The 24,928-nt window shown below is 59.9% G+C and carries 20 protein-coding genes; 11 read left to right on the forward strand and 9 right to left on the reverse strand.

Going from position 1 to position 24,928, the window contains the following annotated elements; translation table 11 throughout:
• Position 1: 1 nt before the first annotated feature.
• Entirely contained in the window at positions 2-472 is a 471-nt protein-coding gene (gene ruvX, locus C1J05_RS08325; RefSeq protein WP_114869845.1) for a Holliday junction resolvase RuvX, read from the reverse strand.
• A complete protein-coding gene (gene ccmI / locus C1J05_RS08330) occupies positions 469-1,698 on the reverse strand; it encodes a c-type cytochrome biogenesis protein CcmI (RefSeq protein ID WP_114872205.1) in 1,230 nt (409 codons plus the stop codon). The genes ruvX and ccmI overlap by 4 nt, the downstream gene beginning before the upstream one ends.
• Positions 1,699-1,879: 181 nt before the next feature.
• Here ccmI and C1J05_RS08335 point away from each other — a divergent pair, with 181 nt between their 5' ends.
• From C1J05_RS08335 to C1J05_RS08355, 5 genes are all read left to right on the forward strand, one after another.
• Complete coding sequence (locus C1J05_RS08335; RefSeq protein WP_114869846.1) at positions 1,880-3,124, forward strand: sarcosine oxidase subunit beta family protein; 1,245 nt, start codon at positions 1,880-1,882, stop codon at positions 3,122-3,124.
• A gap of 160 nt (positions 3,125-3,284) precedes the next feature.
• Complete coding sequence (locus C1J05_RS08340; RefSeq protein ID WP_114869847.1) at positions 3,285-3,494, forward strand: hypothetical protein; 210 nt, start codon at positions 3,285-3,287, stop codon at positions 3,492-3,494.
• 93 nt (positions 3,495-3,587) lie between these two features.
• Positions 3,588-3,917, forward strand: a complete 330-nt coding sequence (locus C1J05_RS08345; protein WP_114869848.1) for a sarcosine oxidase subunit delta — start codon at positions 3,588-3,590, stop codon at positions 3,915-3,917.
• Between the two features lie 61 nt (positions 3,918-3,978).
• Complete coding sequence (locus tag C1J05_RS08350) at positions 3,979-6,990, forward strand: sarcosine oxidase subunit alpha family protein (RefSeq protein WP_114869849.1); 3,012 nt, start codon at positions 3,979-3,981, stop codon at positions 6,988-6,990.
• Complete coding sequence (locus C1J05_RS08355; protein ID WP_114869850.1) at positions 6,983-7,561, forward strand: sarcosine oxidase subunit gamma; 579 nt, start codon at positions 6,983-6,985, stop codon at positions 7,559-7,561. The genes C1J05_RS08350 and C1J05_RS08355 overlap by 8 nt, the downstream gene beginning before the upstream one ends.
• Before the next feature lie 36 nt (positions 7,562-7,597).
• Here C1J05_RS08355 and speB read toward each other — a convergent pair whose 3' ends face one another.
• A complete protein-coding gene (gene speB / locus C1J05_RS08360) occupies positions 7,598-8,542 on the reverse strand; it encodes an agmatinase (protein WP_114869851.1) in 945 nt (314 codons plus the stop codon).
• A 233-nt stretch (positions 8,543-8,775) separates the two neighbouring features.
• Between speB and C1J05_RS08365 the strand changes: the two genes are divergently transcribed.
• Positions 8,776-9,375 (forward strand): superoxide dismutase, encoded by a 600-nt coding sequence (locus tag C1J05_RS08365; RefSeq protein ID WP_114869852.1) that lies wholly within the window; start codon positions 8,776-8,778, stop codon positions 9,373-9,375.
• Between the two features lie 185 nt (positions 9,376-9,560).
• Positions 9,561-10,196, forward strand: a complete 636-nt coding sequence (locus tag C1J05_RS08370) for a hypothetical protein (RefSeq protein WP_162797961.1) — start codon at positions 9,561-9,563, stop codon at positions 10,194-10,196.
• Positions 10,197-10,498: 302 nt separating this feature from the next.
• Here the strand turns inward: C1J05_RS08370 and C1J05_RS08375 are convergent, their stop codons facing one another.
• Both C1J05_RS08375 and C1J05_RS08380 read right to left on the reverse strand, forming a co-directional pair.
• Entirely contained in the window at positions 10,499-10,870 is a 372-nt protein-coding gene (locus C1J05_RS08375; RefSeq protein WP_162797962.1) for a nuclear transport factor 2 family protein, read from the reverse strand.
• A gap of 5 nt (positions 10,871-10,875) precedes the next feature.
• Complete coding sequence (locus tag C1J05_RS08380; RefSeq protein WP_114869855.1) at positions 10,876-13,236, reverse strand: GAF domain-containing protein; 2,361 nt, start codon at positions 13,234-13,236, stop codon at positions 10,876-10,878.
• Between the two features lie 160 nt (positions 13,237-13,396).
• Between C1J05_RS08380 and rarD the strand changes: the two genes are divergently transcribed.
• Positions 13,397-14,347 (forward strand): EamA family transporter RarD, encoded by a 951-nt coding sequence (gene rarD / locus C1J05_RS08385; protein ID WP_114872207.1) that lies wholly within the window; start codon positions 13,397-13,399, stop codon positions 14,345-14,347.
• Here rarD and C1J05_RS08390 read toward each other — a convergent pair.
• Positions 14,254-14,811 (reverse strand): TIGR00730 family Rossman fold protein, encoded by a 558-nt coding sequence (locus tag C1J05_RS08390; protein WP_114872206.1) that lies wholly within the window; start codon positions 14,809-14,811, stop codon positions 14,254-14,256. The genes rarD and C1J05_RS08390 overlap by 94 nt on opposite strands.
• 195 nt (positions 14,812-15,006) lie before the next feature.
• Between C1J05_RS08390 and C1J05_RS08395 the strand changes: the two genes are divergently transcribed.
• A complete protein-coding gene (locus C1J05_RS08395) occupies positions 15,007-16,473 on the forward strand; it encodes a LysM peptidoglycan-binding domain-containing protein (RefSeq protein WP_114869856.1) in 1,467 nt (488 codons plus the stop codon).
• Between the two features lie 122 nt (positions 16,474-16,595).
• Entirely contained in the window at positions 16,596-18,404 is a 1,809-nt protein-coding gene (locus C1J05_RS08400; RefSeq protein WP_114869857.1) for an ABCB family ABC transporter ATP-binding protein/permease, read from the forward strand.
• A gap of 20 nt (positions 18,405-18,424) precedes the next feature.
• On the opposite strand, the gene C1J05_RS08405 is transcribed toward C1J05_RS08400, so the two are convergent.
• From C1J05_RS08405 to C1J05_RS08415, 3 genes are all read right to left on the reverse strand, one after another.
• Positions 18,425-18,823 carry a DUF302 domain-containing protein gene (locus C1J05_RS08405; RefSeq protein WP_441351688.1) on the reverse strand — a complete coding sequence of 133 codons (399 nt, stop codon included), beginning with the start codon at positions 18,821-18,823 and terminating at the stop codon, positions 18,425-18,427.
• Positions 18,824-18,990: 167 nt separating this feature from the next.
• Positions 18,991-22,773, reverse strand: a complete 3,783-nt coding sequence (locus C1J05_RS08410) for an efflux RND transporter permease subunit (protein WP_114869859.1) — start codon at positions 22,771-22,773, stop codon at positions 18,991-18,993.
• Positions 22,770-23,987: an efflux RND transporter periplasmic adaptor subunit gene (locus C1J05_RS08415; RefSeq protein WP_114869860.1), complete on the reverse strand. Its 1,218-nt coding sequence runs from the start codon at positions 23,985-23,987 to the stop codon at positions 22,770-22,772. The genes C1J05_RS08410 and C1J05_RS08415 overlap by 4 nt, the downstream gene beginning before the upstream one ends.
• A 262-nt stretch (positions 23,988-24,249) precedes the next feature.
• On the opposite strand from C1J05_RS08415, the gene C1J05_RS08420 reads away from it, so the two are divergent.
• On the forward strand, positions 24,250-24,927 hold the full coding sequence (locus C1J05_RS08420) for a tetratricopeptide repeat protein (protein ID WP_114869861.1): 678 nt from the start codon (positions 24,250-24,252) through the stop codon (positions 24,925-24,927).
• Position 24,928 lies beyond the last annotated feature (1 nt).

A 24,928-nucleotide genomic window follows, 5' to 3' on the forward strand; every position in this document is an offset into this window, starting at 1 on the left:
TTCAGGGCCGCAAATGGCGCAGCCGGTCCAACACACCCTGCAAGATATAGCTGGCGGCGACGTGATCAATGACCTCGGCGCGACGTTTTCGGGTCGTATCCGCCTCAAGCAGGGCTTTTTCAGCCGCAACCGTGCTCAGCCGTTCATCCCAGAACCCGATGGGCAGATCGCCCAGCCGGTCGAAATTACGCGCAAAAGCACGGGTCGACTGGCAGCGCGGGCCTTCGGACCCGTCCATATTGCGTGGCAGCCCAAGGATCAGCCCGCCAATCCGCCGCTCTGCGATGATATCCTGCAGACGGGCGGCATCCTGGGTGAATTTCGTGCGCCGGATCGTTTCCAGCGGCGTCGCCACAGACAGCATACCATCGCTGACGGCCACCCCGATGGTCTTTTCGCCCAGATCAAGCCCGATCAGCGCCCGCATCGGTGGCAGCGCGGCGGCAAAATCGGCGATATCGTCAAAGATCATGGGATCAGTTGCGCCTGACGGGCCCCGTTGCGGATCAGTTCGATCGCCTCTGGATCACCGTCAAAGATACTCAGCGCTTCGGTATAGACCGCGATGGCGCGTTCTTCCTCGCCCAGAACCCCAAGGGCCGCAATCAGGCGCGCCCAGTCAAAGGGCGGGCCGCCTTCGGTGGCCAGCCGGTCGGACAAGCCGTTGACCATGCCGCGGATCATCTCCTGCCGGTCCTCTACGCTCATCTCGGATGCGGCAGCGACATCGGCGGCAGACGGACCGCTGGCAACTGCCGCAGCAACGGGCAGGGCGTAATTCACCCCCGCCAGATCGGCCATCTGTTCGATCTGCAGGCGGATCGGTTCGATCCACGGCGCATTGGCGGGGCCGGCGCGCAACAGATTGTCCCAGATGCGAAACGCCTGATCGGGGCGCCCGGTCTGCGCCAGCATCAGCCCCTGATAATAACGCGCGGGGCCATTGTTCGGGTCCAGTTGCAGGGCCCGCGCCAGCGCCGCCTCTGCCTCGGGGGATACATAACCGCCCGCGGCAAGGATCAGCATATCGCCCAGATCGGTGTAGTCCGATGCCGAGGCTTCGTCCCCCTTGATCCGCAAAACCTCGCGCTGCGCGGTATAGGCGGCCACGTAATTGCCAATCGCGGCCTCGTTACGGGCCAGCAGCATGTGGCCCTGCAAATCGTCGGGGCGCTGCGCGACGGTGGTGCGCAACTGTTCGATCAGGCGGGTGTAATCCGCGCTCAGCTCCGGTTGCGGGTTGCCGGCAGGCAGGCTGGCTTCGGCAGTGGCCTGATCGGGGCGGGTTTCGCGCGCGATCCGCGCCATTTCAATGCGTGTGTCCAGCGCCAGATCACCATATCCGAGCGCCCCCAGATCGCGGTAAAGATAAAGCGTGCCGCCAACCAGCGCGGCAAAGATCACAACCGCCATGGCATAGGTCGCTGCGCCCGGTGCCTCGGTCGATGTCTGTCCATCCTGCATCTGTGCATCTGCCGCCAGAATACGGCGCGATACTTCGGTGCGGATGCGTTCTGCATCGCTCTGGCCGATCACGCCGCGTGCCAGATCGCGGTCCACCTCTTTCAGCTGGTCGCGGTACACCTGTAAATCAAAGGCTGCCGCCGGTCCGACACTGGCGCGGGCGCGCAGCACGGTCAGAACCAGCAAAAGCGCCACAAGGGCGGCCATCAGGCCTGCAATGATCCAGAATGTCATGGTCTCTCCTGTGTTGGCCCTCATCTATAGGCGGGGGCAGGATGAAAAAAGACCAAAACGCACGAAATCGACACGGCGGGGCCTCATGTCGCAACTGCGATCTATTGTGACGTTTGGCAGGATGGCATATTTCGCGCTTTGCGCCATGTACACATCACACCGGATGCATCGGATTCGATCTATGAAAAAATATTCAGTCTTTGCCGTCGCACGTGAAGCGGCCCGCTATCACTCAGGCTGGGAACGGGCGTGGCGCGCGGCCGAGCCGAAAAAGAAATACGATGTGATCATCGTCGGCGCCGGCGGGCACGGGCTGGCCACGGCGTATTATCTGGGCAAGAATTTCGGCATCACCAATGTGGCCGTGATCGAAAAAGGCTGGCTGGGCGGCGGTAACACCGGGCGCAACACCACCATCATCCGATCTAACTATCTGCAGGATCCATCGGCGGCGATCTACGAAAAGGCGCGCTCGCTTTACGAAACCATGAGCCAGGATCTGAACTATAACGTCATGTTCAGTCCGCGCGGCGTGATCATGCTGGCCCAGACCCAGCATGAAATCCGCGGCTACCAGCGCACCGCCCACGCCAACGCCCTGCAAGGTGTGAAAACCGAATTCATTTCGCCCCAGAAGGTCAAGGAACTGGTGCCGATCATTAATCTGGACGGGCCGCGCTATCCGGTTCTGGGCGGGTTGTGGCAGGCCCGTGGCGGCACCGCGCGCCACGATGCGGTCGCATGGGGCTATGCGCGCGCCTGTTCCGATATGGGCATGGACATCATCCAGAAATGCGAAGTCACCGCCGTACGCCGCGATGGCGGCCGCGTTGTTGGCGTGACCACATCCAAAGGCGATATCGATTGCGACAAACTGGGCATCGTCGTGGCGGGCCATTCGGGCCATGTTGCGGATATGGCGGGGTTCCGTCTGCCCATCGAATCCGTGGCGCTTCAGGCGCTGGTCAGCGAACCGATCAAACCCTGCATGGATGTGGTGGTGATGGCCAACACGGTGCACGGTTACATGTCCCAGTCCGACAAGGGCGAAATGGTCATCGGCGGCGGCACAGACGGGCACAACAACTATACCCAGCGCGGCAGCTTTCACCATATCGAGGAAACCGTGCGCGCCCTGATCGAAACCTTCCCGATGGTGTCGCGCCTGAAAATGCTGCGCCAGTGGGGCGGGATCGTGGACATCACCGGGGATCGCTCGCCGATCCTGTCCAAAACCCCGGTCGAGGGCGTGTTTATCAACTGCGGCTGGGGCACCGGCGGGTTCAAGGCGATCCCAGGATCGGGCTGGGGCATGGCCGAACTGATCGCCAAGGGGCATTCCCCGCTGACCGACGCCTTCGGGCTGGAACGCTTCCGCGAAGGCCGCTTTATCGATGAAAGCGTGGCGGCAGGGGTGGCGCACTGATGGCCATCTTGCACGATACCGGCAGAAAACCGGCAGACTTTGGCCCATGCGCGCCCGCGCCACAGGCCAACCCGTGCCGAAAACCGGCGGGGATTTCCGCTCATATTGAGCGGTGCAAAAAACGCGTCATCCTGACATCTCCCAAACAGGAGACGTCACCATGTCTGACTATATCACGCCGAAAACCACCACTGGCGGCACCAGTGCGCGCGGCCTTGTCATCGCGCTTGTCGTCATCGTTCTGTTTATCGCCGGCCTTGCGGCCATCGGATCGGGCAGCGGGCCTGCGTCTGATGATGGCGCGGCAGTTCCGGCGGTGTCCGATACAGCCCCGGCAGCCCCGGCCACAACCGGCACTGTCACCGAATAAAAACGCGGGCACAGGCCCCACCACTCACACTCACGTCCACTTTGGCGGTCGTTCCCTTGCGGAACGGCTGCCTTTTTACGTCAAAGGTGCCCCATGCTGATCCTGACCTGTCCCTGTTGCGGCGTCACCGGCGAAGAAACCGAATTTCACGGCGGCGGAGAAGCGCACCTGAAACGGTTCGGCCCCGGCGCATCGGATGATGATTTCGAAGGCTATCTGTTCATGCGTGAAAACCCCAAGGGCGTTCATTTCGAGCGCTGGCGGCACGCGAACGGCTGTGGCAAATGGTTTCACGCCGCCCGTTGCACCACCACATTGGAGGTGTTCGGCACTTACAGCGCCCAGACCCTCGCACCGCCCGACGACCTGATCAAAACCATCTCGGAAAAACGCCCCGGATGGTCGTGGAGAGAGTTCGCCTGATGCTTCATCTTTTCAAAAATACTTGCAGCGCAACGCCTGCCATCACCACGAGGTCCGCATCATGAGCACCCGCCTTGCCACCAAGGGCCGTCTGATCAACGACGCGCGCGCGCTTCATTTCACCTTCAACGGCAAACAGATGCGCGGGTTCGAGGGCGACACGCTGGCCTCGGCGCTTCTGGCCAATGACCAGATGATGGTGGGCCGTTCGTTCAAATATCACCGCCCGCGCGGCGTGGTCGCCAGTGGCGCCGAAGAGCCCAATGGTCTGGTCAACATGGGCGAGGGCGGCACGTTCGAACCAAACCAGCGCGTGACCACGACAGAACTGTTTGACGGGTTGAAAGCCGACAGCCAGAACCACTGGCCCAGCCTTGAATTCGATGTCGGTGCAATCAACACGCATCTGTCGCGGTTCCTGCCCGCGGGCTTTTATTACAAGATGTTCATGTATCCGCGCTCGTTCTGGAAGCATGTGTATGAACCGTTCATCCGCCAATCCGCCGGTCTGGGCAAAGCGCCCAAAGACCGCGACGTGGACACTTATGAACATTTCTATGCCTTCACTGATGTTCTGGTGATCGGCGGCGGGGTCGCGGGCCTTCAGGCGGCCAAGGCGGCGGCCCTTTCGGGGGCCAAGGTGCTGTTGCTGGAACAAACCGCGCATCTGGGTGGCCGCGCACCGGTGGACGGCGGGCAGGTCGAAGATATGCCTGTGGATAAGTTTGTTGAACAAACTGTCGTTGAATTGGAAACAATGCCCAATGTGACCCTGCGCACGCGCTGCATGGGGGCCGGGGTTTATGATCACGGCTATGTGCTGGGCTATGAACAACTGCGCGATCATGATCCGTCGGCAGCGGGGCCGCGGCACCGGTTGTGGCGCATCCGCGCCCGCCAGATCGTGACGGCAACAGGCGCGATCGAACGGCCTTTGTCCTTTGCGGGCAATGACATCCCCGGGGTGATGCTGGCCTCGGCGGTGCGCGACTACGCGGTCAATTACGGTGTCTCGATCGGGGACCGCACCGTGGTCGTCACCAACAACGATGATGCTTACCTTACGGCAATTGCCCTTAAAAACGCCGGTTTGGTCGTGCCTGTGGTCGTCGATGCCCGCGTACAGGGGGGCGGTGAACTGATGGAACAGGCCAAGGCCCTGGGCATCCGTGTCGAAACCGGCAAGGCCATCGCCAAGGTCAAGGGCGGCAAGCGCGTGACTGGCGTTGCGCTTTGTACGCAGGCGGGTGAAGGCGCCGTTCTGGAAGAGATCGAATGCGACGCGGTGGCCATGTCGGGCGGCTGGTCGCCGGTGGTGCACCTGTGGTCCCATTGCGGCGGCAAGCTGGTCTGGGATGCAGATGCAGCACATTTCCGCCCCGATGTGGATAACCCGCCGACCGGCGCGGACGGCAAGGCGTTTGTGACCGCCGCAGGTGCCGCCAATGGCGCATTGCATCTGGCCACCGTGCTGGGCGATGCCCACGCCGCAGGCAAGGAAGCGGCACAGGCCGCAGGGTTCAAACCCAGGTCCGCGTCTGCGCCGATGGCAACCGGGCCGGAATGCGCGCCGATGCTGCCGGTCTGGCTGATGCCGCAGGGGGCCAGCATCAAACTGCGCACCAAGGCGTGGCTGGATTATCAGAACGATGTGAAAGTCTCTGATGTGCAACTGGCCGCGCAGGAAGGCTTTGAAAGCGTAGAACACGCCAAGCGTTATACCACGCTGGGCATGGCGACGGATCAGGGCAAGCTAAGCAATATCAACGGACTGGCAACGCTTGCCACTGCGCTGAACGCGAATATCCCGGCTGTCGGTACCACCACGTTCCGTCCGCCCTATACGCCGATCTCGATGGCGTCGATCGCGGGCGAGGCGCGCGGCGAAGTGTTCCAGCCGATCCGCAAGACACCGATGTCGGACTGGCATCACGAACATGGCGCCGATTGGGAACCGGTTGGCGCGTGGCGCCGCCCCTATGCCTATGTGCGTGGTGAAGAAACGGTTCATGACGCGGTCATGCGGGAAATCAACCAGACCAGGGCAAGCCTTGGGCTGCTTGATGCTTCGACCCTTGGCAAGATCATTGTCAAAGGCCCCGATGCCGGGTGTTTTCTGGACATGCTTTACACCAACATGATGTCCACGCTGAAGCCGGGCAAATGCCGCTATGGCCTGATGTGTTCGGAAAACGGGTTTCTGATCGATGACGGCGTTGTGGCCCGCATCAATGACGACACATTCCTGTGTCACACCACGACCGGCGGCGCGGAAAGCATCCATGGCCATATGGAAGAGTGGCTGCAAACCGAATGGTGGGACTGGAAGGTTTACACCGCCAACGTCACCGAACAATACGCGCAGGTCGCCGTTGTCGGCCCCAATGCCCGCAAGATGCTGGAAAAACTGGGCGGCATGGACCTGAGCGCCGAGGCGCTGCCGTTCATGGGATGGGCCGATGGCAAGATCGGAGAGTTTGACGCGCGGGTCTATCGCATCTCGTTCTCGGGCGAGTTGTCATTCGAAATCGCGGTGCCCGCCTCGCAGGGGCGCGCCTTCTGGGAGGCGATGCTGGACGCGGGCCGCGAATTTGATCTGATGCCCTATGGCACCGAGGCGCTGCACATCATGCGGGCCGAAAAGGGCTTTATCATGATCGGGGACGAAACCGATGGCACGGTGATCCCGCAGGATCTGGGGCTGGATTGGGCGATTTCAAAAAAGAAAGACGACTATCTTGGCAAACGCGCACAACAGCGCAGCCATATGGCGGATCCCGAACGCTGGAAACTGGTCGGGCTGGAAACAGTTGACGGTTCTGTGTTGCCCGACGGCGCCTATGCCGTGGGCGAGGGGGTGAACGAGAACGGTCAGCGCAATATGATCGGGCGTGTCACATCGACCTATCATTCGCCCACGCTGAACCGTGGCATCGCGATGGGGCTTGTGCATCACGGGCCCGACCGAATGGGCGAAGTGATCGATTTTCCCAAGGTGGACGGCACGGTCGTACAGGCCAAAATCGTTGATCCTGTGTTCTATGACCAAGAAGGGACAAAGCAAAATGTCTAATATCGTCAGTGCTTTGGATCACGCAACTTATGCTGGGATCACCGATATTCGTGAAATGGGTCTGAACGGGATGATCACCCTGCGCGGTGATCTGTCTGCCGCCAAGATCAAATCGGCCGCCAAATCCGCCGCCGGCTTGGATATCCCACCTCAGGGCCACATCAACACTGGCAAGGACGGCAGCATCGCATGGATGTCACCGGACGAGGTGCTGGTGATGTGTGCCTATGACAGCGTACCCGATACGCTGGCCAAGATGCACAAGTCATTGGCCAAAACACATGCGCTGGCGGTCAATGTCTCGGACGCGCGCGCGCTGTTCGAGGTGCACGGCCCCCACGCCCGCGAGGTGATGGCCAAGCTGTGCCCGGTTGATCTGTCGCCCGCATCCTTTGCCCCCGGCATGTTCCGCCGCACGCGTATGGCGCAGGTGCCTGCCGCGTTCTGGATGCCTCAAGAGGATACGTTCCGGATCATCTGTTTCCGGTCGGTGGCAGAATACGCATTCGGCATTCTGAAAATGGCCGCCCAAAAAGGGTCTGAGGTCGGGTATTTCGACACCGCCAAGTGATGTGGAATCACGTTATAAGTAATCCATAAGTCATTGCTATCGATGCAAAATGCGGCCAATCGTGTTCAGCAATATCTGCGCCGCCAGAATGGATGTGGTGCCGCTGTGGTCGTAATCGGGCGCAACCTCGACCAGGTCGATCCCGACGATGTTCTGGCGCGCCGCAACACCGGCGATCAGTTCCAGCACCTCGTAATATAGAAAACCGCCGTGGCTGGGCGTTCCGGTGCCGGGCGCGATTGAGGGATCAAAGCCATCAATATCGACAGTCAGATAGATGTTCGCCTGTTCCGGAATGCGCGCAATCACCGCGTCGGCCCCAAGGGCGCGCACCTGCCGCACCGACAGGATATCCGAGCCCATCGCGCGCGCGGCCTCGTACCCTTCTTTCGCGGTCGAGGAGACATTGCGGATGCCCAGCTGGGTCAGGCCGGTCACGTGATCCTGCTCGGCGGCACGCCGCATCGGGTTGCCGTGACCATGGCGCACGCCGTGGCGTTCATCGACAAAATCAAGATGGGCGTCGATTTGCAGGATATGGATCGGGCCTGCGTCCGAAAACGCGCGCACACAGGGGATATTGATCGAATGATCGCCGCCCAGCACCACCGGCAGCGCCTTGGCCCTTAAAATTGCGCGCACCGCTTTTTCTATATTGGCGTGGCTTTGCTCTGTATCGGTGTGGACAATATCGGCATCACCGATATCCACGATCCGCGTGCCTTCGCCCAGATAGGTCTTGTCATCCTCGTGATCATAGGCGCCGGCATGGCCAAAGGCGAAGAGGGTCGATGCTTCGCGGATGCCACGCGGGCCAAAACGCGCACCGGCCCGCCACTGGGTTCCGAAATCATAGGGTGCACCAACAATCGCCACATCCGCATCAATCGTTTCCCAATCGGGGTGGTAGGGATATTTGCCAAAGGTCGATATCCCGACAAAAGGCAGGTTCAGGCGTCCGCTTTCATATCCGTGGCTCATCTTCGGCTCGTTTTTTTGTTTCGTTTCGGTCTTTGCAGCTCAAGTGGGCCACAGCGGCGAAAATTGCGCAAGGGGCAGGGAACCCTGCACCGGTTTGCGCGTTCATCTTTCACACGCGCAAGGCATCCGGTCGATATTGTCTGTGTCGGCCCTTGACCTTGCGCCATCCTGCGCTTCATGTGACCCATGTACGCGATGTGCGAAACGCAACACCAAACCACGAGGGGGCCCCAATGGCTTTTGAACTTCCCGATCTTCCTTATGCCCACGATGCGCTGGCGGGGGCCGGCATGTCGGCGGAAACGCTCGAATATCACCATGATCTGCACCACAAGGCCTATGTCGACAACGGCAACAAGCTGATTGCGGGCACCGAATGGGATGGCAAATCGCTGGAAGACATCATCACCGGCACCTATGACGCCAACGCGGTGGCGCAGAACGGTATTTTCAACAACATCAGTCAGTTGTGGAACCACAACCAGTTCTGGGAAATGATGGGCCCGAAATCGGGCGCCATGCCATCGGAACTGGAAAAGGCGATCACTGACAGCTTTGGTTCGGTTGATGAATTCAAATCCCAGTTTTCCGCCGCAGGTGCGGGCCAGTTCGGCTCGGGCTGGGCCTGGCTTGTCAAAGACAGCGACGGCGGTTTGAAAGTGACCAAAACAGAAAACGGTGTGAACCCTCTGTGCTTTGGCCAGACGGCGCTGCTGGGCTGTGACGTGTGGGAACATTCCTACTACATCGATTTCCGCAACAAACGCCCTGCCTATCTGACCAATTTCCTTGATAATCTGGTCAACTGGGAAAACGTCGCATCGCGTATGTAAATGCGCGGATGCAATGAAATGGAAAACCCCGTGCAGTGCGCGGGGTTTTTTGTTGGGGGGCTTTATTGGATGAATGACTGCTTTGAGCCCAAAGTGCTTTGTTGCATGTTGCGGTAAGCGAAGTCATGATGGAGTTGTTCAGCGGACGAAACCAACGTTCCAGCCCAATGGAGGATAGCTTGGTCTTGTCCAAATTTTTCGCGGTAATATTCGTGATCCTCGCGGTTTTCGCCAGTCAAGCAGTGGCGCAATCCCCCCTACGAACATTCCTTGACATTTGCGCGTGTGAAGCAAATACGGCATCTGAGGCGGCGGCTGCATTTGAATTTCAGGCGTGGAGTGCTCCTCAAGCCAGCGAAGTCAAGATCGCGACGGCCTATTTAGCGATCGGCGAATTGATTCTTAGGTTTTCGGCTCGAAAGGGCCTCGACATGCCGCAGCAAGCCGCCCTGGAAGAGCAAAAGCGGGCCGTTCAGTTCTATTCCCGTGAATCTCCTGATGGCGTTTACGCATTGCTTGACCCAACGGGGGCGGCCTTAGTCATGATCTGGTCGCAGCCAATAAGCGAAAAGTTGAGTTGTGCTCTCTATACGAATACCTCCGCAGAAGCACTAAGCCTAATGGATTTCCTTACCGACATTGGTGGGCAAGAAGAGTTAAAACTGACAAGGACTGCTTGGAAAATGTTCAAGGAACCGACATTAGGTTACACTAATGTGTCAGTTCAAATTGCTGCATTCAGAGAACATGCCGCTGTTGTGGCGCTAGGCTACTTGCCAGAAGTGGACATGGCGGCAAGGGTTATTCGCCTTTCTGATTAAAAGCTAATGTCGGATGGGGCGGTCCCCACCTATACCTCTTCCGATAGGCGACATTGGTTTCCTAGCAGCGAATGAACACTTCGTCCGCACAGCAGTCATCCGGCTTTTAGGCCAAACCATTCAGCGATCGAATGTTGATCATCGCTCTTTTGGGCGAGATCAATCGTGTCGGTAATGTAACTTGGTGGGCGTGTCCGTCACCGCCCGCCCGGCCTCGCCGGGCAGCGCCTGACCTTCCCCTCGGGAAGGCGCGTTGCACCTCCCCAAGGTCAGGCGCTGCCCTGTGTTGGGATCAATCCAGTTCACTTTTCAGGCCGCAGATAAAACACCTTGGACACGATCACCCATCTTCCCGCGTGGTGTAAAAGCGTAAGTGTGTCGTCATAGTGATCGCCCAGCCAGATGTTTTCGACCTGAACCATGGCCACGTCACCGAAAACCGATATCGTGTTGATCGCGTACCAAGGCGCGGGGTCCGGCGCGTCGACGGCTTTGTCCACACCTGCGATAAACGCGTCGCGGCTGTCCCATTCAAGGCCGCCCTGGAAATGGCCGATGCAGCACATTCTTTCGTGCATGGCCCGGCGCAGCTTGGCAGGATCGTTTTCGCACATGCCTTCGACATATGTTTTTACGACGTCTGCAATCTCGGCATAGGTTTGTTTGTCTGGCATTCCCGTCATCCTTTCAGCGCCACGGCCCTGAACACTTCGGTGGGGGCGTGGATGCCCTTGAACTCCAACGCGCCGACAGGTTCGGTTCGGGCGATGTCCTCGACCGCCAGACAAGCGCGCGGGCTTAGCAATATCTCTCCGTCGGCGGCATGATCGCACAGGCGCGCGGCAAGATTTACGGCAGTGCCCGAAGCCGTGTAATCATAGCGCCCTTCGGAGCCGACCATGCCAACCGTGGCATATCCCAGCGAAATCCCGACGCCAAAGCCCAGCTTGTGCCCCATGCGCCGCCAGCCGCGCGCCAGGTCTGCCATCCGCTCTTGCATCGCGAATGCCATGCGCAGCGCATCACCGGTTGGGTCGTCACAGGGCAGGGGATCGTTGAAGATCACCATGATGCCATCGCCCGCGCGGTGGTCCACGCCTGCACCATGGGCCGCAATCAACTGACCCATTGCCTCGTGATAGGTTTGCAGCACTTCGATGGTTTCTTCGGGTTCGGCGCGTTCGCAAAACGCGGTAAAGCCGCGGATGTCGCAAAACAGTGTGGCTATCAGGGCGCGGTGACTGCCCAACAGGGCGGTATCGCCCGATGAAATCACCGCATCCGCGACCTGCGGCGACAGGAACCGTTTGAGACGCCCCATGCGCTCCAACTGATCGACCTGGGTGGCAACACGTTCTTCCAGCCCCGCATTCAGCGCCTCGACCTCGGCTGTGCGGCGTTCAAGAGCTTTGAACTGGCGCACGTTGTCGATGGCAATCACGGCCTGTTCGGCAAAGGTTTCGATCAGTGCGATTTCGTCTGCTGAAAACGGCTTTACCTCCTTGCGGCTCAGCGTCATGCTGCCAAAACCGACACCGTCACGCAGCAGCGGCACGATCAGCCATGATCGCACACCTTCTTCGTCCACCAACTGTCGCCGCAACTTCCAGCCCTGCCGGTAAAGATCGGTGTCTTTCAGATCCGCAACGCTGATCACCCGCGCCTCGCGGATCGCCACAACGACCAGATTGGTGCCCTCCATATCCATTTCAAAGCCGGGATTGAACACACCGCCACTGGCCCCCCAGTTGCAAATCAGCCGTGCGTGGCTGCCCGCCTCGTTGACCAGCTGCAAACCCGCAAGCTGGGCATTGCACAACCGCGCCGCCCGATCGAGAATAACCTCGAACACCGGTGTTTCGTCGTCGCGGCTTTGGCTGATCACCTGTAAGACCTGCCGGGTTGCCTTTTCCCGCTCCAGCCGCTGTTCGATCTCCCTGAACTGGCGTACGTTCTCGATGGCGATAACGGCCTGTTCAGCAAAGGTTTCAATCAGGCCGATTTCATCTTCGGAAAAAGGCTTCACCTCGTTTCTGTTGATGTTCAGGCATCCGAAGGCAACGCCATCCTTGATCAGCGGAACCGTCAGCATGGTACGCACGCCAACTTCTTCCACCATTTTCACGCGCACAGGGTCGCGCGCCAGATACAAAGGATCATCCGAAAGGTCATGCGTGTGAATAATGCGCGCCTCGCGAACGGTCACGGCCACTTGCAACGGTCCGTTCAGGTCAAATTCGAAACCCTCATAGAATGTTTCATATCGCGTGCCCCAGACGGTAGTGTATTCAAGCGCGCTGCGCGCCGCGTTGACCAGCGACAGGCCAACCAGCGTTGCATCACATAACCGCGCAACATTGCTTACGATCATATCCAGAACCGGCTGTTCATCCGCTCGCGACTGGCTGATCACCTCCAGAACTTCGCGTGTGGCGGCCTCGCGGTCCAGCCGCTTTTGGACTTCCCGGAACTGGCGTACATTTTCGATGGCGATGACGGCCTGATCGGCAAAGGTCTGGATCAGCTCAAGATCATCCTGTGAAAAAGGATCCACAGCACGACGAAACAGGCCGATATTGCCGATTGCGGTGTCATTGATGATCAGCGGGACGGCCATATAGCTGCGGATACCGTCTTCGTTCACATGGGCGACCCGTCCGGGATCACCTGCGCGGTATTCGTCTGAATCGGCCAGATCATCAACGCGGATCGCGCGTTTTTCAAGAATTGTGCGCGCAATAAGCGAGTTCGGTTGCAGTGCCCATTTGGTAATGCCGGGTTTGGACAGCTTGAGGTCTGGCCCGTAAGACACGGTATATTCTAGAAACTTCCGGTTGCTGTCGACAAGGTTCAGCGCTGCGTGGGGCGCACGGCATAAGGCAGCCGCCTTGCGCAGGATCGCGTCAAAAACAGGGGCTTCATTCTCGCGATTGTCGCGGATGACTTCCAGAATTTCGCGGATTGCGGCCTCTCGGGTCAGGGCCGCTTCCAGACGGGCGGTGTCGTGATCTTGGGTTTTGGAACCAGTATCTTCTGCCAAAATGCGTTCCCGTCAAATGTGCGTGGTCGGAAATTGCGTCCTTTATACATCCAACAGGGCGGCTGGCCAGACGATCCTTGCCCACCACGCCCTGACGCGACCCAAGGCTTGACGCCCCCGCATCCGCGTGGCACCGCTTGGCGCGATCAAAGGGGCTGGGATGACACAATCAGGCAAAGGCGTGGCCGCCATCATCGCCGCCTGCACCATCTGGGGCCTGTCGCCGATTTTCTACAAACAGGTGGCGCATATTCCCGCGATTGAGGTGCTGGCGCATCGTGTCTGGTGGTCGCTGGTTCTGTTCGTTCTGATCCTGACCCTGCAATCGCGTCTGGGGGATGTGCGCGCGGCGCTGTCGACGTGGCGCAATTTCGCACTGATCGCGCTGGCGGCCTGCATGATTTCCGTCAACTGGTTCCTGTTCATCTTCGCGATCCAGATCGAACGCACGACCGAGGCATCGCTGGGCTATTTCATCTACCCGCTGGTTGCGGTGCTGATCGGACGGTTCGGGTTTCGCGAACGTCTGGGGGTGGTGCAATGGGGGGCTGTGGCGCTCGCGGCGGGGGCGGTAGGCGTGCTGACCTATGGCCTGGGTGTGGCGCCGTGGATATCCCTGGCGCTGGCCTGCACCTTCGCGCTGTATTCAACGATCAAAAAGGGGCTGGATACCGGCCCTGTCGTGTCCGTGACCTGCGAAATCCTGCTTTTTTCGCCGCTGGCGCTGGCGGTGATCGTGACCGCGCAGATGGGTGGGCAGGGCGGCTTTGCCACCAATATGCAAGATACCGTGTTGCTGGTGCTGTCCGGTCCGGTGACGGCGGTGCCGCTGATCCTGTTCAGCTATGCGGCCAAGCGCATCGCGATGTCGACACTGGGTCTGATCGCCTACCTTAATCCGGTGCTGCAGTTCTTTTGCGCGGTGATCCTGTTCGGGGAACCGTTCGGCCCCTGGCACGCCATTGCCTTTCCGATGATCTGGATCGCGCTGGCGCTCTATTCAATCAGCGCGCTGGTTCAGGACAGAACCGCGCGCAGGGCCTCGATCAGTTCCGCGGGCGTCGCCTTGACCGAAACAAAACCGGCCAGTGACGCATCGGCAAAACCCTGATCGATCACCTGATTGATCAATTGCATCAACGGATCCCAGTAGCCATCTGTATTCAATAGGAATATCGGTTTTTCATGCAGGCCAAGCTGGCGCCATGTGATGGCCTCGAACAGTTCGTCCAGTGAGCCCGCACCACCGGGCAGAACGACAATCGCATTGGCGTTCATGAACATGACCTTTTTACGCTCGTGCATGGTTTCGGTCACCACATAGCGGGTCAGATCGGTCTTGCCGACCTCGCGCGCTACCAGATGCGCGGGTATCACGCCGAATGTGTCGCCGCCCGCGGCCTGTGCAGCACGCGCCACGGCCCCCATTAGCCCGATATCCCCCGCACCGTAGACCAGTTGCCAGCCGTTCTGCGCCAGTGCCGTGCCCACAGCGGTGGCATCCCTGACATAGGCGGCGCGCGCCCCGTCGCGGGATCCGCAGTAGACGCAGACTGAAAACCCGGTTTTCGCCATTTGAAACATCCTTTTACCACGATCCATATCCTGCATCCGCAATGCCACAAATCCGGTCCTGCAAACAGGGTACCTTCACTTTCTTTTTGCCAAAAATACGGCCGCCCCCGATGATAGAGCGGCAGCAGCGATGTTTTGACCGCGCGCAGGGCTGTTGATAAGGTTGCTCAATTGCGCACAAGGGGATGGGCGAAAATGGACAAAAAGGCAGGGCTCTTGACGGGCAAGGGTGCGGCTGGCGTGGCGGTTGCGGCGGCACTTGTTCTGGGAGGGCTTTACTGGGCGGGCGTGTTCGCGCCCCATGACGGTGCCCTGCCGAGCGACGGCGATCTGGATGCACTGGTCCAGCCCGACGCTTCTGTCCCGACCGAACCTGCCGCGCCCAAACCCGAGGTGCAGGCCACCCAGACCCCTTCGACCGATCCCGCACCGGAAGAGGTGGCTGAACCGGACACCGATGCCGAGGTCGTGGCGCAACCGGAAACAGACACCGATGCTGATGCAGGTACACCAGCGGACGCAGAAACCGCCATTGCGCCGACCTTTGACACCGTGCGCGTGGAACCGGACGGCACAACCGTGATTGCGGGGCGGGGTGATCCCGCCAGCACGATCATGATCCTGATGGACGGGACGGAAATTGCCCGCGCAACGGCGGATGCGGGCGGCAGTTTCGTCAGCTTCCTGACCCTGCCGCCCAGTGCGGCGCCGCGCGTGCTGGCCCTGCAATCGGAAAAAACCGGCACGCAGGCACGGTCCTTGGCTGAAATGATCCTGACACCGACAGTTCCGCAAACCGCCGCGCTCGCTGCACCGGAAGGCACAAGCCCCATAGACACGACCGATGTGGCCGCCGCGCAGCTGCCAGCAGCGCCGCAAACCGGCGCCGATGAAATTGCGGCAATGGCGGCCCCCGAGGTAGATGAGGCCGCGACAGAGCCCACTACAACAGTGACGACCGAGGCTGTTCAGGAACCGGACACGGTGGCGGAACCCGTTCCTGTGGCCGAAGACACAGCACCGGCAACGGTCGCGGAAGTGGAACCCGCGCAACCAAGCGATGCGGATGCGGCCACCCGAACGGCGGCGATTGACCCCGCCGACAATGTGGCTGAAGCGCCGCCCCAAGCACCGGTTGCCGTGCTGCGTTCGGATGCGGACGGGGTCGAACTGGTTCAGGGCGCGCCCGGCGCCATGACGACAGTAGAACTGGACACAATCGGCTATTCCGATCTGGGCGATGTCCAGCTAAGCGGACGCGCGCCGGGGGAGGGCTTTGTCCGCGTTTATCTGGACAACCGACCCGTCACCACGCTGCCCGTGCAACCGGACGGGCGCTGGCGCGGTGATCTGCCATCTGTCGATACCGGCGTTTACACCCTGCGTATCGATCAGGTTGACGGGTCGGGAACGGTGACAAGTCGTGTTGAAACCCCCTTTAAACGCGAAGAACCAGAGGTTCTGACGGCCGCACTGGCCGCGCAGAACAGCGCCGCACCGGTGCAGGCGGTCACGGTGCAGGCCGGCAATACGCTTTGGGCGATTGCGCGCGAACGTTATGGCGACGGGTTGCTTTACGTGCGGGTGTTTGACGCCAACCGCGACAGCATCCGCGACCCCGATCTGATCTATCCCGGTCAGGTGTTTGCCTTGCCCGACTAGGGCGCGCCCCGATCGACGCCGCGACTGCTGCGGCGTCAAATACAGGGCGCAGGTCTGGCCATTCCGGTACGCGCGCCCTATGTGTTGACACCGGTCGCACCAGCGCGCCCAAGGAAGCCTGAATGTCTCTCACCTCTGAAGAAATATCCGCTGAAGAGCGCCGGTCCGGCTGGCGCACATTGCGCAAGGTCGGCCCTTATCTGTGGCCTGACGGGCAGGCCTGGGTCAAACGCCGCGTTGTCCTGTCGCTGTTCGTTCTGGTTCTGGCCAAACTGGTCACGGTCTATACGCCTGTCCTTTACAAAGGGGCCGTGGATGCTCTTGCGGATGAAGGTGTGCCGATGCTGGCGCTGGGGGCGGTAGGGCTGACAGTGGCCTATGGCATGGCGCGCCTGTTGTCTGTGGCGTTCCAGCAATTGCGCGATGCGATTTTTGCTGCTGTCGGACAACGTGCGCTGCGCCAGCTGGCGCTGGAAACCTTTGCACACATCCACCGCCTGTCGATGCGCTATCACATCACGCGCAAGACCGGCGGGCTAAGCCGCATTATCGAACGCGGCGTCAAGGGCGTGGATTTCCTGTTGCGGTTCCTGATCTTCAGCATTGGTCCGCTGATCATCGAACTGCTGCTGATCGGGGTGATCCTGACCGTTCTCTTCGATGTCTGGTATCTGGTGGTCGTGGCCGTGACCATCGCGTTCTACGTCTGGTTTACCTTTGCCGTGACCGAATGGCGGGTGAAACTGCGCCGCGAAATGAACGATCAGGATACTGATGCCAACCAGAAGGCGATCGACAGCCTGCTGAATTATGAAACCGTCAAATATTTCGGCGCCGAAGCGCGCGAGGCTGCCCGCTATGACGTGGCGATGCGGCAATACGAAAGCGCGGCGCTGAAAACATCCTATTCGCTGGCGTTTTTGAATTTCGGCCAATCGCTGCTGATCACGGCAGGATTGATCGGCGTCATGGTCATGGCGGCACTTGGTGTGCAGCAGGGCGCACTGACGGTGGGTGATTTCGTGATGGTCAACGCCTACATGCTGCAAATCGCCGTGCCGCTGAATTTTCTGGGCACGGTCTACCGCGAAATCCGCCAGTCACTGGTGGACATGGGCGAAATGTTCGATCTGCTGGAACAACCCCAGGAAGTGACGGACAAGCCGGGCGCCAAGCCTTTGCAGGTGAATGGAGGCAAGATCGAACTGGACGATGTGCATTTCGGCTATGATCCTGCGCGCTCTATCCTGAACGGCGTGTCGCTGACGGTTGATGCGGGCAAGACCGTGGCCATTGTGGGATCGACCGGATCAGGCAAATCCACCATCGGGCGGTTGCTGTTCCGGTTTTACGACGTGACAAAGGGCGCTTTGAAAATCGACGGGCAGGACGTGCGCGACATCACACAAGACAGCCTGCATGACGCCATCGGCGTGGTGCCGCAGGATACTGTGCTGTTCAATGACACGATCCGCTACAACATCGCATACGGCAAAGAGGGCGCAACCCAGGACGAGGTCGAGGCCGCTGCCCGTGCTGCGCAAATCCACGACTTTATCATGCGCCTTCCCGAAGGTTATGACACGGCCGTGGGCGAACGCGGGTTAAAGCTGTCTGGCGGGGAAAAGCAACGCGTCGGGATCGCCCGCACATTGCTCAAGAACCCGCCAATTCTGCTGCTGGACGAAGCGACATCGGCGCTGGACAGCGAAACCGAACATGAAATTCAGGACGCGCTGCACCGCGCGGGCGAAGGGCGCACGGTGATCACCATCGCCCACCGTCTGAGCACGGTCGCCGACGCCGACCAGATCATCGTGCTGGAGGCGGGCAAGATCGTCGAACGCGGCACCCATGATGATTTGCTGGCGCAAAATGGGCGCTATGCCCAGCTTTGGCATCGTCAGCAATCCGAAGAACAGGCGGCGTAGCGCGGGGGCAACCCACCGGCTTATTCCGATGCCACAGCCTTGTCCGTCAGCTTGCCCAATGCGCCGGTCATCTTGGCGATCACTTCTGCATCGGGCGCAATGCCGTGCGTCGCGGCAAGCTCTGCCGGATCATGATAAACCACATGCACGACACCTTCGGCATCGGCAAAGGCCAAAACCCGCAGCGGCAGGTCGAGCCCGGATGTCTGCGCCGCCTGCATCGCGGGTGATCCCAGTTTCGGATTGCCGAACATCAGCATCTGTGTCGGGCGCAGTTCCTCGCCAACGCTCTCCGCGCCAGCGGCGTGATCGACCCGCGCAAACACCTTGGCACCGGCCCCTTCGACGGCGGCGGCCAGACGGTCGATGGTGACGCTGACGGAATGGGGGCTGATTTTGTGGATCAGGTCGGCGGCCATGGCGGTTCCTCCGCTAAGGGACAGTGTCAGGGACAGGACAAGGGCAGGGGCGATACGGTGCAGGATCATCTGGGCAACTCCGGTTTTGGAAACACGTCTATCCTAGACAAGCCGGCGTGAAATATCCCTTCACATCCGCGTCATGGCTAAGCCCCGCCCAATCCTGATTACTCAGCAGCCTTGAGCGGGGCGGTATCGACCGGCGCCAAAGGCAGATCGGGATCTGTCCAGATGATCTCGGGCGCTTTCAGGCGGCGCGCGGCGCGTTGCAAGGCCCAGTCTTTGGCGGCTTTCGAACTGCTGCCCATCGACAGTTTCGCCAGCAGACGCGCGAACCAGTGCACGTAGGTGGTGAACCAGACGCGCAGCGCCAGCATCGAAGGCGTCACGATCAGCGTCAGCACCGTGGCAATGCCAAGGCCGAACACAACAGCGGTGGCCAGCTGTTTCCACCACAGCGCCGTGGGGCTGTTGATGGTATAGCCACCGCCGATGAAATCCAGCGACAGCCCGAACATCATCGGGGCAAGCCCCGCCATTGTCGTGATCGTGGTCAGCAGAACGGGGCGGATGCGCGCTTCGGCAGTGCGCACGATCGCCTCGATCCGGGGCATATAGCGGGAATATTCCTGATAGGTGTCGATCAGAACAATGTTGTTGTTCACCACGATCCCCGCCAAGGCGACAATACCGGTGCCCGTCATGATGATCGAAAACGGCTGGTTCATCACCATCATGCCGATCAGCACGCCGGTGGTGGACAACACCACCGCGATCAGCACCAGAAACGAATTGTAGAACGAATTGAACTGCGCCAGCAGGATGATGAACATCAGCCCCAGCGCACCGGCAAACGCATTCATCAGGAACGCACCGCTTTCTTCCTGTTCTTCCTGATCGCCGGTCCATTCCCACGCCACGCCGTCTGGCAGCGGTTCGGTTTCCAGCCATTTGGTCAGTTCGGCAATACGTTCGTTGGCGTTGATTGGTACAGCGCTCAGGCTGCCATCCTCCAGCGCCGAAGTCAGCGTATCCATGCTGACACCCTCGCTCAGGCGCAACTGGTCGTATTCAGTGTCGTTCGGGCCGATGAAAGTGCCTGGTTTCGCCTCGGCCGATCCGGTGCCCTGATCTTCGGGTACGGTGTGGGCCACCGCCAGAATTTGCGCCTGCGGGGTGCCTGCATCGGTTACGAATTTCACCATTGCAGGCAGGAAATCCGCCTTCACGTCGAAATAGCGTTGCTGGTCGACACGGCTGATCTCGGCCAGTTTGGCCACCGGTTTGCGGGTGATGAAGTTGCTAAGCGGAACCAGCCCGTCGGAGGTGCGTACCTTGAGCGTATCAAGCGTGCTGAGAACGCGATCTTCTTCGGGCAGGCGGACGCGGATTTCAATTTCTTCGTCGCTGGTATCGACACGCATCGTGTCCAGCAACACGCCCCGCGTGACCAGTTGAACCATCGCACCCACAGTGGCGACATCGGCGCCGTAACGCCCCGCTTTTTCAACGTCTACGTCAATCTGCCAGTCGATGCCGGGCAGGGGGCGGGTGTCTTCGATCTGGGTTAGGGCAGGGGTTGAGTCGAATTTGTCGCGGGCGATGTTTGCGGCGTCTTTCAGAACCTCGAAATCATCGCCTTTCAGGCGCAGATGTACCGGTTTGCCGGATGCCGGGCCTTGCGCTAGCGCCAGAATTTCAGCCTCGAACCCCGGCAATTTGGCAAGTTCGGCGTTCAGTTCGTCGATCACCGTATCGCCATCAAATTCAACCGAACTGATCTGGCGTTCCAGCAGGCCGAAAAACCATTTTTCGGTCTGGGTCGGGCGGTCTTCCCACGGGATCGTTTCAAACTGGACCTGTCCCACCGTGTCCTTGGGGATCGAATTTCCGCTGGAATCGGTGTTCAAACCGCCATCACCGGCGAACGAGAACACGTTGACCACACCGGGATGGGCCATCACGATATCTTCGACCTGCGCCACCATGTTGTCGGCCTCGGTCAGGGAAATGTTGCCACGGGCCCGCACGTAAACGGTGGCCTGTTCGGGTTCGGATTCCACAAAGAACTCGACACCGTTATTGTTGGTCGCAAACAGGCCGAACACGGTCATCACGCCAAAGCCCACAACAGCGATTGTAACCAGCGGCGTGATCGGGTTGCCGGCGATGAACTTGGTGAACAACCCGAACGGGGTACGGCTGTGACCGGCCCTGATTTTACGGGCCTTGCGTTCGATCCGTGCAGCCCCCAGCGTGACCGACGCAGAGAAGGCCGCGAACAGGAACAGCGCAACGCCGAACAGTTCGCCCGAAAGAACGGATGCCGTATCGGGCAGCAGGTAATGCGGATTAAGCACCTGCATCGCACCCAGGAATAGCATGTAAAGGGCCACAGGCACCAGCGCCGCGCGCGCAAGCCACGGCAGGCGGGCACGCAGCGCATCCGATGTGCGCCCGAACATGCGGCTCATCCGGCCGGTGACACCGCCCATGACAGGCAGATAGATCAGCGCCACGATCAGCGATGCGGACAGCACGAAAATCAGCGTGACGGGCAACATGCCCATGAATTCGCCCGGAACGCCGGGCCAGAACAGCATCGGCAAAAAGGCACACAGCGTGGTCGCGGTGGAACTGACGATGGGCCAGAACATCCGCTGCGCCGCCTCGACATAGGCGTGCATCGGGCCGGTGCCTTCCTTGATGCGCTTGTCGGCATATTCGACCACAACGATCGCACCATCAACCAGCATCCCCACGGCCAGAATAAGGCCGAACATCACGATGTTCGAGATGGTCACCCCCATCACAGCCAGGAATACGAAACATAAAAGGAACGATGTCGGAATCGCAAAGCCGACCAGCAGGGCGGCGCGCGTACCCAGGGCGGCCAGCACCACGATCATCACCAGCGCAATCGCCGTCAGAACCGAGCCTTCCAACTGGCTGACCATGGAACCGACAATGCGCGACTGGTCGTTCGAGGTTCCCACCTTGACCGCCGCGCGCAATTCGGGCGGCCAGTTGGCCTTGGCCTGTTCAACCGTTTCGCGCACCAGCGTTGCGGTATCAATCAGGTTAAAGCCTTTGCGTTTGACCACCTGCAAAGCAACGGTGGTTTCCCCGTTGAAACGCGCGGTGCCCAGACGATCCTCAAACGTCAGATTGATCTGCGCCAGATCACCTAATGTCACGACACGGTCGCCATTGGTCTTGACGGGCAGGGCATAGACATCGCGCGGTTCGTCAAAAGACGAAGGGATTTTGACGGCAAATGTGCCCTGCGCTGTTTCAACCTCGCCCGCGGCGATCAGCTGGTTGTTGTTCTGAACCACGGCGATCAGTTCGCTGGCCGACACATTGTAGGATTCAAGGCGCAGCGGATCGATGATCACTTCAAGCATTTCGTCGCGATTGCCCGCAATCCCGGCCTCAAGCACCGGTTCAAGCCCTTCAAGCTCGTCCTGCAAGTCCTTGGCAACACGCGCCATTGTGCGTTCAGGAACCGGGCCGGTCAGGTTCACGATGATGATCGGAAATTCGGAAAAGTTGATCTCGACAATCGAATATTTTTCGGCACCGTCGGGAAACTGGGCCTCGGCCGTGTTCATCGCGTCGCGCACATCGGCCATGATCTTGGTTTTGTCCCAGCCGAAATCGAACTCCAGCGCAACGCCCGCATAGCTTTCGCTGGCAGTTGAGGTCATGGTTTTCAGGCCGTCCAGATCGGACAGTTCGGTTTCCATCACCTTGACCAGCAACGTTTCACTGTCGGCGGCAGAAATGCCGGGAAACGGTACCGAAACGAACAGCGCCGGAATTTCGATATCCGGCTCGCCTTCCTTGGGAAGCGAGAAATAGGCAAAACCGCCCGCCAGCAGGGACAGGGCGATAAAGGCCAGAACCATTCGGGCCCTGTTGGCGGCCCAGTCGACTAGTCCGGTCATTGTTTGACCTCTTGATATGTCGGCACGACAGGCACGCCATCAATCACGAATTCCTGCCCCACAAGGATCACGTCGGCCATGTCCGGCAATCCGGCCAGCCAGACGCCATCGACAGTATCGCGCAGCAGGGTGACGGGCTGGAACTGGGCGGTCTGCTCGGCATCCACAACACGCACGCCCAAGGTGCCCTGATCATTCAGCGTAAGCGCCGATTGCGGCAACAGATGCGCCTTGGCGCCTTCTGCCCCGATCAGGATTTCGGCTGTTTGCCCGTCGCGGATATGCAGATCGGCATTAGGCACCTCGATTTCGACGCGAAAGGTGCGGGTTTCCGGATCGGCAGAGCGCGAAAGAAAGATAACGCGCCCTTCCACCAGTTCACCCGATACCAGTTTCGCACCGGCCCGGGCCCCCACTTCGACGCGGTTCACCTCGGTTTCCGGCACAAAGCCGACCAGATTGATCGGATCAAGCTGGATAATCGTGGCGCACAATGATCCTGGCTGCATCAGGCTGCCCAGTTCGGCGGTATCGCTTTCCAGCAACCCTTCGAAAGGGGCCGTGATGGTCAGCCGTTCAATTTCCTTTTCGGCCAGCGCAACGGTGGCCTGCGCCGACTGGATGCCCGATTTCGCGGCCTTGACCCCGGCCATGGCCGATTGTTCGTTGGCCTGTGCCGCGCGCACGGCGGCGATGGCACCCGCCACGCGGGTTTCGGATGCGTAACCGCCCTGAGACAGTTTTTCGGCTGCGTTATTGTTAATCTGCGCTTCTTTCACGCGGGCACGGGCCTCTTCCAGACGGGCCTCGGCCTCGGGAACGCGGCTTTCCGCCTCAAGCAGATTGGCCTGGGCATCCGCCAGCGTGGCATTCCGGGTGCCTGCATCCAGACGGCACAGCACATCGCCCTTGTTCACAAACGCGCCTTTCAAAAGCGGGTCGGAAATCACCTGCGCCGATATTTCTGATCTGACATCAACCTGACGGTTCGCTTCGGTTTGGCCGCGCAATACAACCGCGCTGTCGATAACCTGTGCCACGGAATGGCGTGCCACCACACCCACGGCGGGGGTTGCCGCTACTTCGGCCTCGACGGTTTCGGATGTCGGCGCGTCTTCGCCCAGGGCAAACGCCTTCAGCTCGTCGCGCTCGAACACAACCAAATACAAAAATCCGGCCACCAGCAGAGCGGTGAGGACAGGAATCAATCGCATGTTTTGCCTTTCCTGGCAGTCTCATCGGCACAGCCGTCTAATTTCTTTCGGCTATATACGTATTAATTACGCTAAACTAACCAGTTCAGATTAAACTTTTCCGTGAAACGGTGCAATACGTTGCCGCAAGGTCGCAACTTGCCTCATTTCCTTGCAACAGCCTTCCCCCAAAGGCGAGGTCTTGGCTTGGCCCTGCATGCAAGTTAAGAGGGGGCACGGATCAGTCCAACGGGGACATTTCCGCGCCAGAACGGGAGCAGAGATGAGCGACACCGACAGTTTTATCGAAGAGGTCAGCGAAGAAGTCCGCCGCGACAAGCTTTATGCGACATTCAAGAAATACGGCTGGATTGCCGCATTGTTCATTCTGGTGGTTGTCGGTGGTGCAACATGGTCGGAATGGCGCAAAGCCCAGGGGCGCGCCGCCGCCGAACAATTGGGCGACGATATGCTGGCGGCCCTTGAAATGAACGATGCCGCCGCCCGGGTCGCCGCTTTTGAACAGATCACGCCACAGGCGGGGCCGGATGCCGGACAGCCGGTTCTGGATTTCCTGAAAGCCGCAGAACAGGCCGAAGCCGGCGATGCCGCGGGCGCTGCGCAAACCCTGAACGATCTGGCTGTGAACGGGGATATTCCAGAGATTTACCGCCAGATCGCCGCATTCAAGGCATTGAGCCTGAAAGACAGCGGCATCAGCGATGAAGAAAAGCGAACACAGTTCGAAGCGCTGGCCCGTCCCGGCGCACCATTGCGCCTGCTGGCGATGGAGCAACTGGCATTGCTGGATATCAAAAACGGTCAGATCGATGCAGCGATCGCAACACTTCAGGCCGTTCTGGATGACGCGCAAGTCAGCGCAGGCTTGCAACAACGCGCCGCACAGGTGATTGTGGCTCTGGGCGGCACGCCAAATATAAACGTGCCCGCAGAAGGCTGAA

This window comes from Sulfitobacter sp. JL08 (genome assembly GCF_003352045.1).
In the GTDB taxonomy this organism is placed as follows: Bacteria; Pseudomonadota; Alphaproteobacteria; order Rhodobacterales; family Rhodobacteraceae; genus JL08.

Coding starts and splice junctions, on each gene's coding strand:
- ruvX (WP_114869845.1), bottom strand. CDS start 472: ATGATCTTTGACGATATCGCCGATTTTGCCGCCGCGCTGCCACCGATG.
- ccmI (WP_114872205.1), bottom strand. CDS start 1,698: ATGACATTCTGGATCATTGCAGGCCTGATGGCCGCCCTTGTGGCGCTT.
- C1J05_RS08335 (WP_114869846.1), top strand. CDS start 1,880: ATGAAAAAATATTCAGTCTTTGCCGTCGCACGTGAAGCGGCCCGCTAT.
- C1J05_RS08340 (WP_114869847.1), top strand. CDS start 3,285: ATGTCTGACTATATCACGCCGAAAACCACCACTGGCGGCACCAGTGCG.
- C1J05_RS08345 (WP_114869848.1), top strand. CDS start 3,588: ATGCTGATCCTGACCTGTCCCTGTTGCGGCGTCACCGGCGAAGAAACC.
- C1J05_RS08350 (WP_114869849.1), top strand. CDS start 3,979: ATGAGCACCCGCCTTGCCACCAAGGGCCGTCTGATCAACGACGCGCGC.
- C1J05_RS08355 (WP_114869850.1), top strand. CDS start 6,983: ATGTCTAATATCGTCAGTGCTTTGGATCACGCAACTTATGCTGGGATC.
- speB (WP_114869851.1), bottom strand. CDS start 8,542: ATGAGCCACGGATATGAAAGCGGACGCCTGAACCTGCCTTTTGTCGGG.
- C1J05_RS08365 (WP_114869852.1), top strand. CDS start 8,776: ATGGCTTTTGAACTTCCCGATCTTCCTTATGCCCACGATGCGCTGGCG.
- C1J05_RS08375 (WP_162797962.1), bottom strand. CDS start 10,870: ATGCCAGACAAACAAACCTATGCCGAGATTGCAGACGTCGTAAAAACA.
- rarD (WP_114872207.1), top strand. CDS start 13,397: ATGACACAATCAGGCAAAGGCGTGGCCGCCATCATCGCCGCCTGCACC.
- C1J05_RS08390 (WP_114872206.1), bottom strand. CDS start 14,811: ATGGCGAAAACCGGGTTTTCAGTCTGCGTCTACTGCGGATCCCGCGAC.
- C1J05_RS08395 (WP_114869856.1), top strand. CDS start 15,007: ATGGACAAAAAGGCAGGGCTCTTGACGGGCAAGGGTGCGGCTGGCGTG.
- C1J05_RS08400 (WP_114869857.1), top strand. CDS start 16,596: ATGTCTCTCACCTCTGAAGAAATATCCGCTGAAGAGCGCCGGTCCGGC.
- C1J05_RS08405 (WP_441351688.1), bottom strand. CDS start 18,823: ATGGCCGCCGACCTGATCCACAAAATCAGCCCCCATTCCGTCAGCGTC.
- C1J05_RS08410 (WP_114869859.1), bottom strand. CDS start 22,773: ATGACCGGACTAGTCGACTGGGCCGCCAACAGGGCCCGAATGGTTCTG.
- C1J05_RS08415 (WP_114869860.1), bottom strand. CDS start 23,987: ATGCGATTGATTCCTGTCCTCACCGCTCTGCTGGTGGCCGGATTTTTG.
- C1J05_RS08420 (WP_114869861.1), top strand. CDS start 24,250: ATGAGCGACACCGACAGTTTTATCGAAGAGGTCAGCGAAGAAGTCCGC.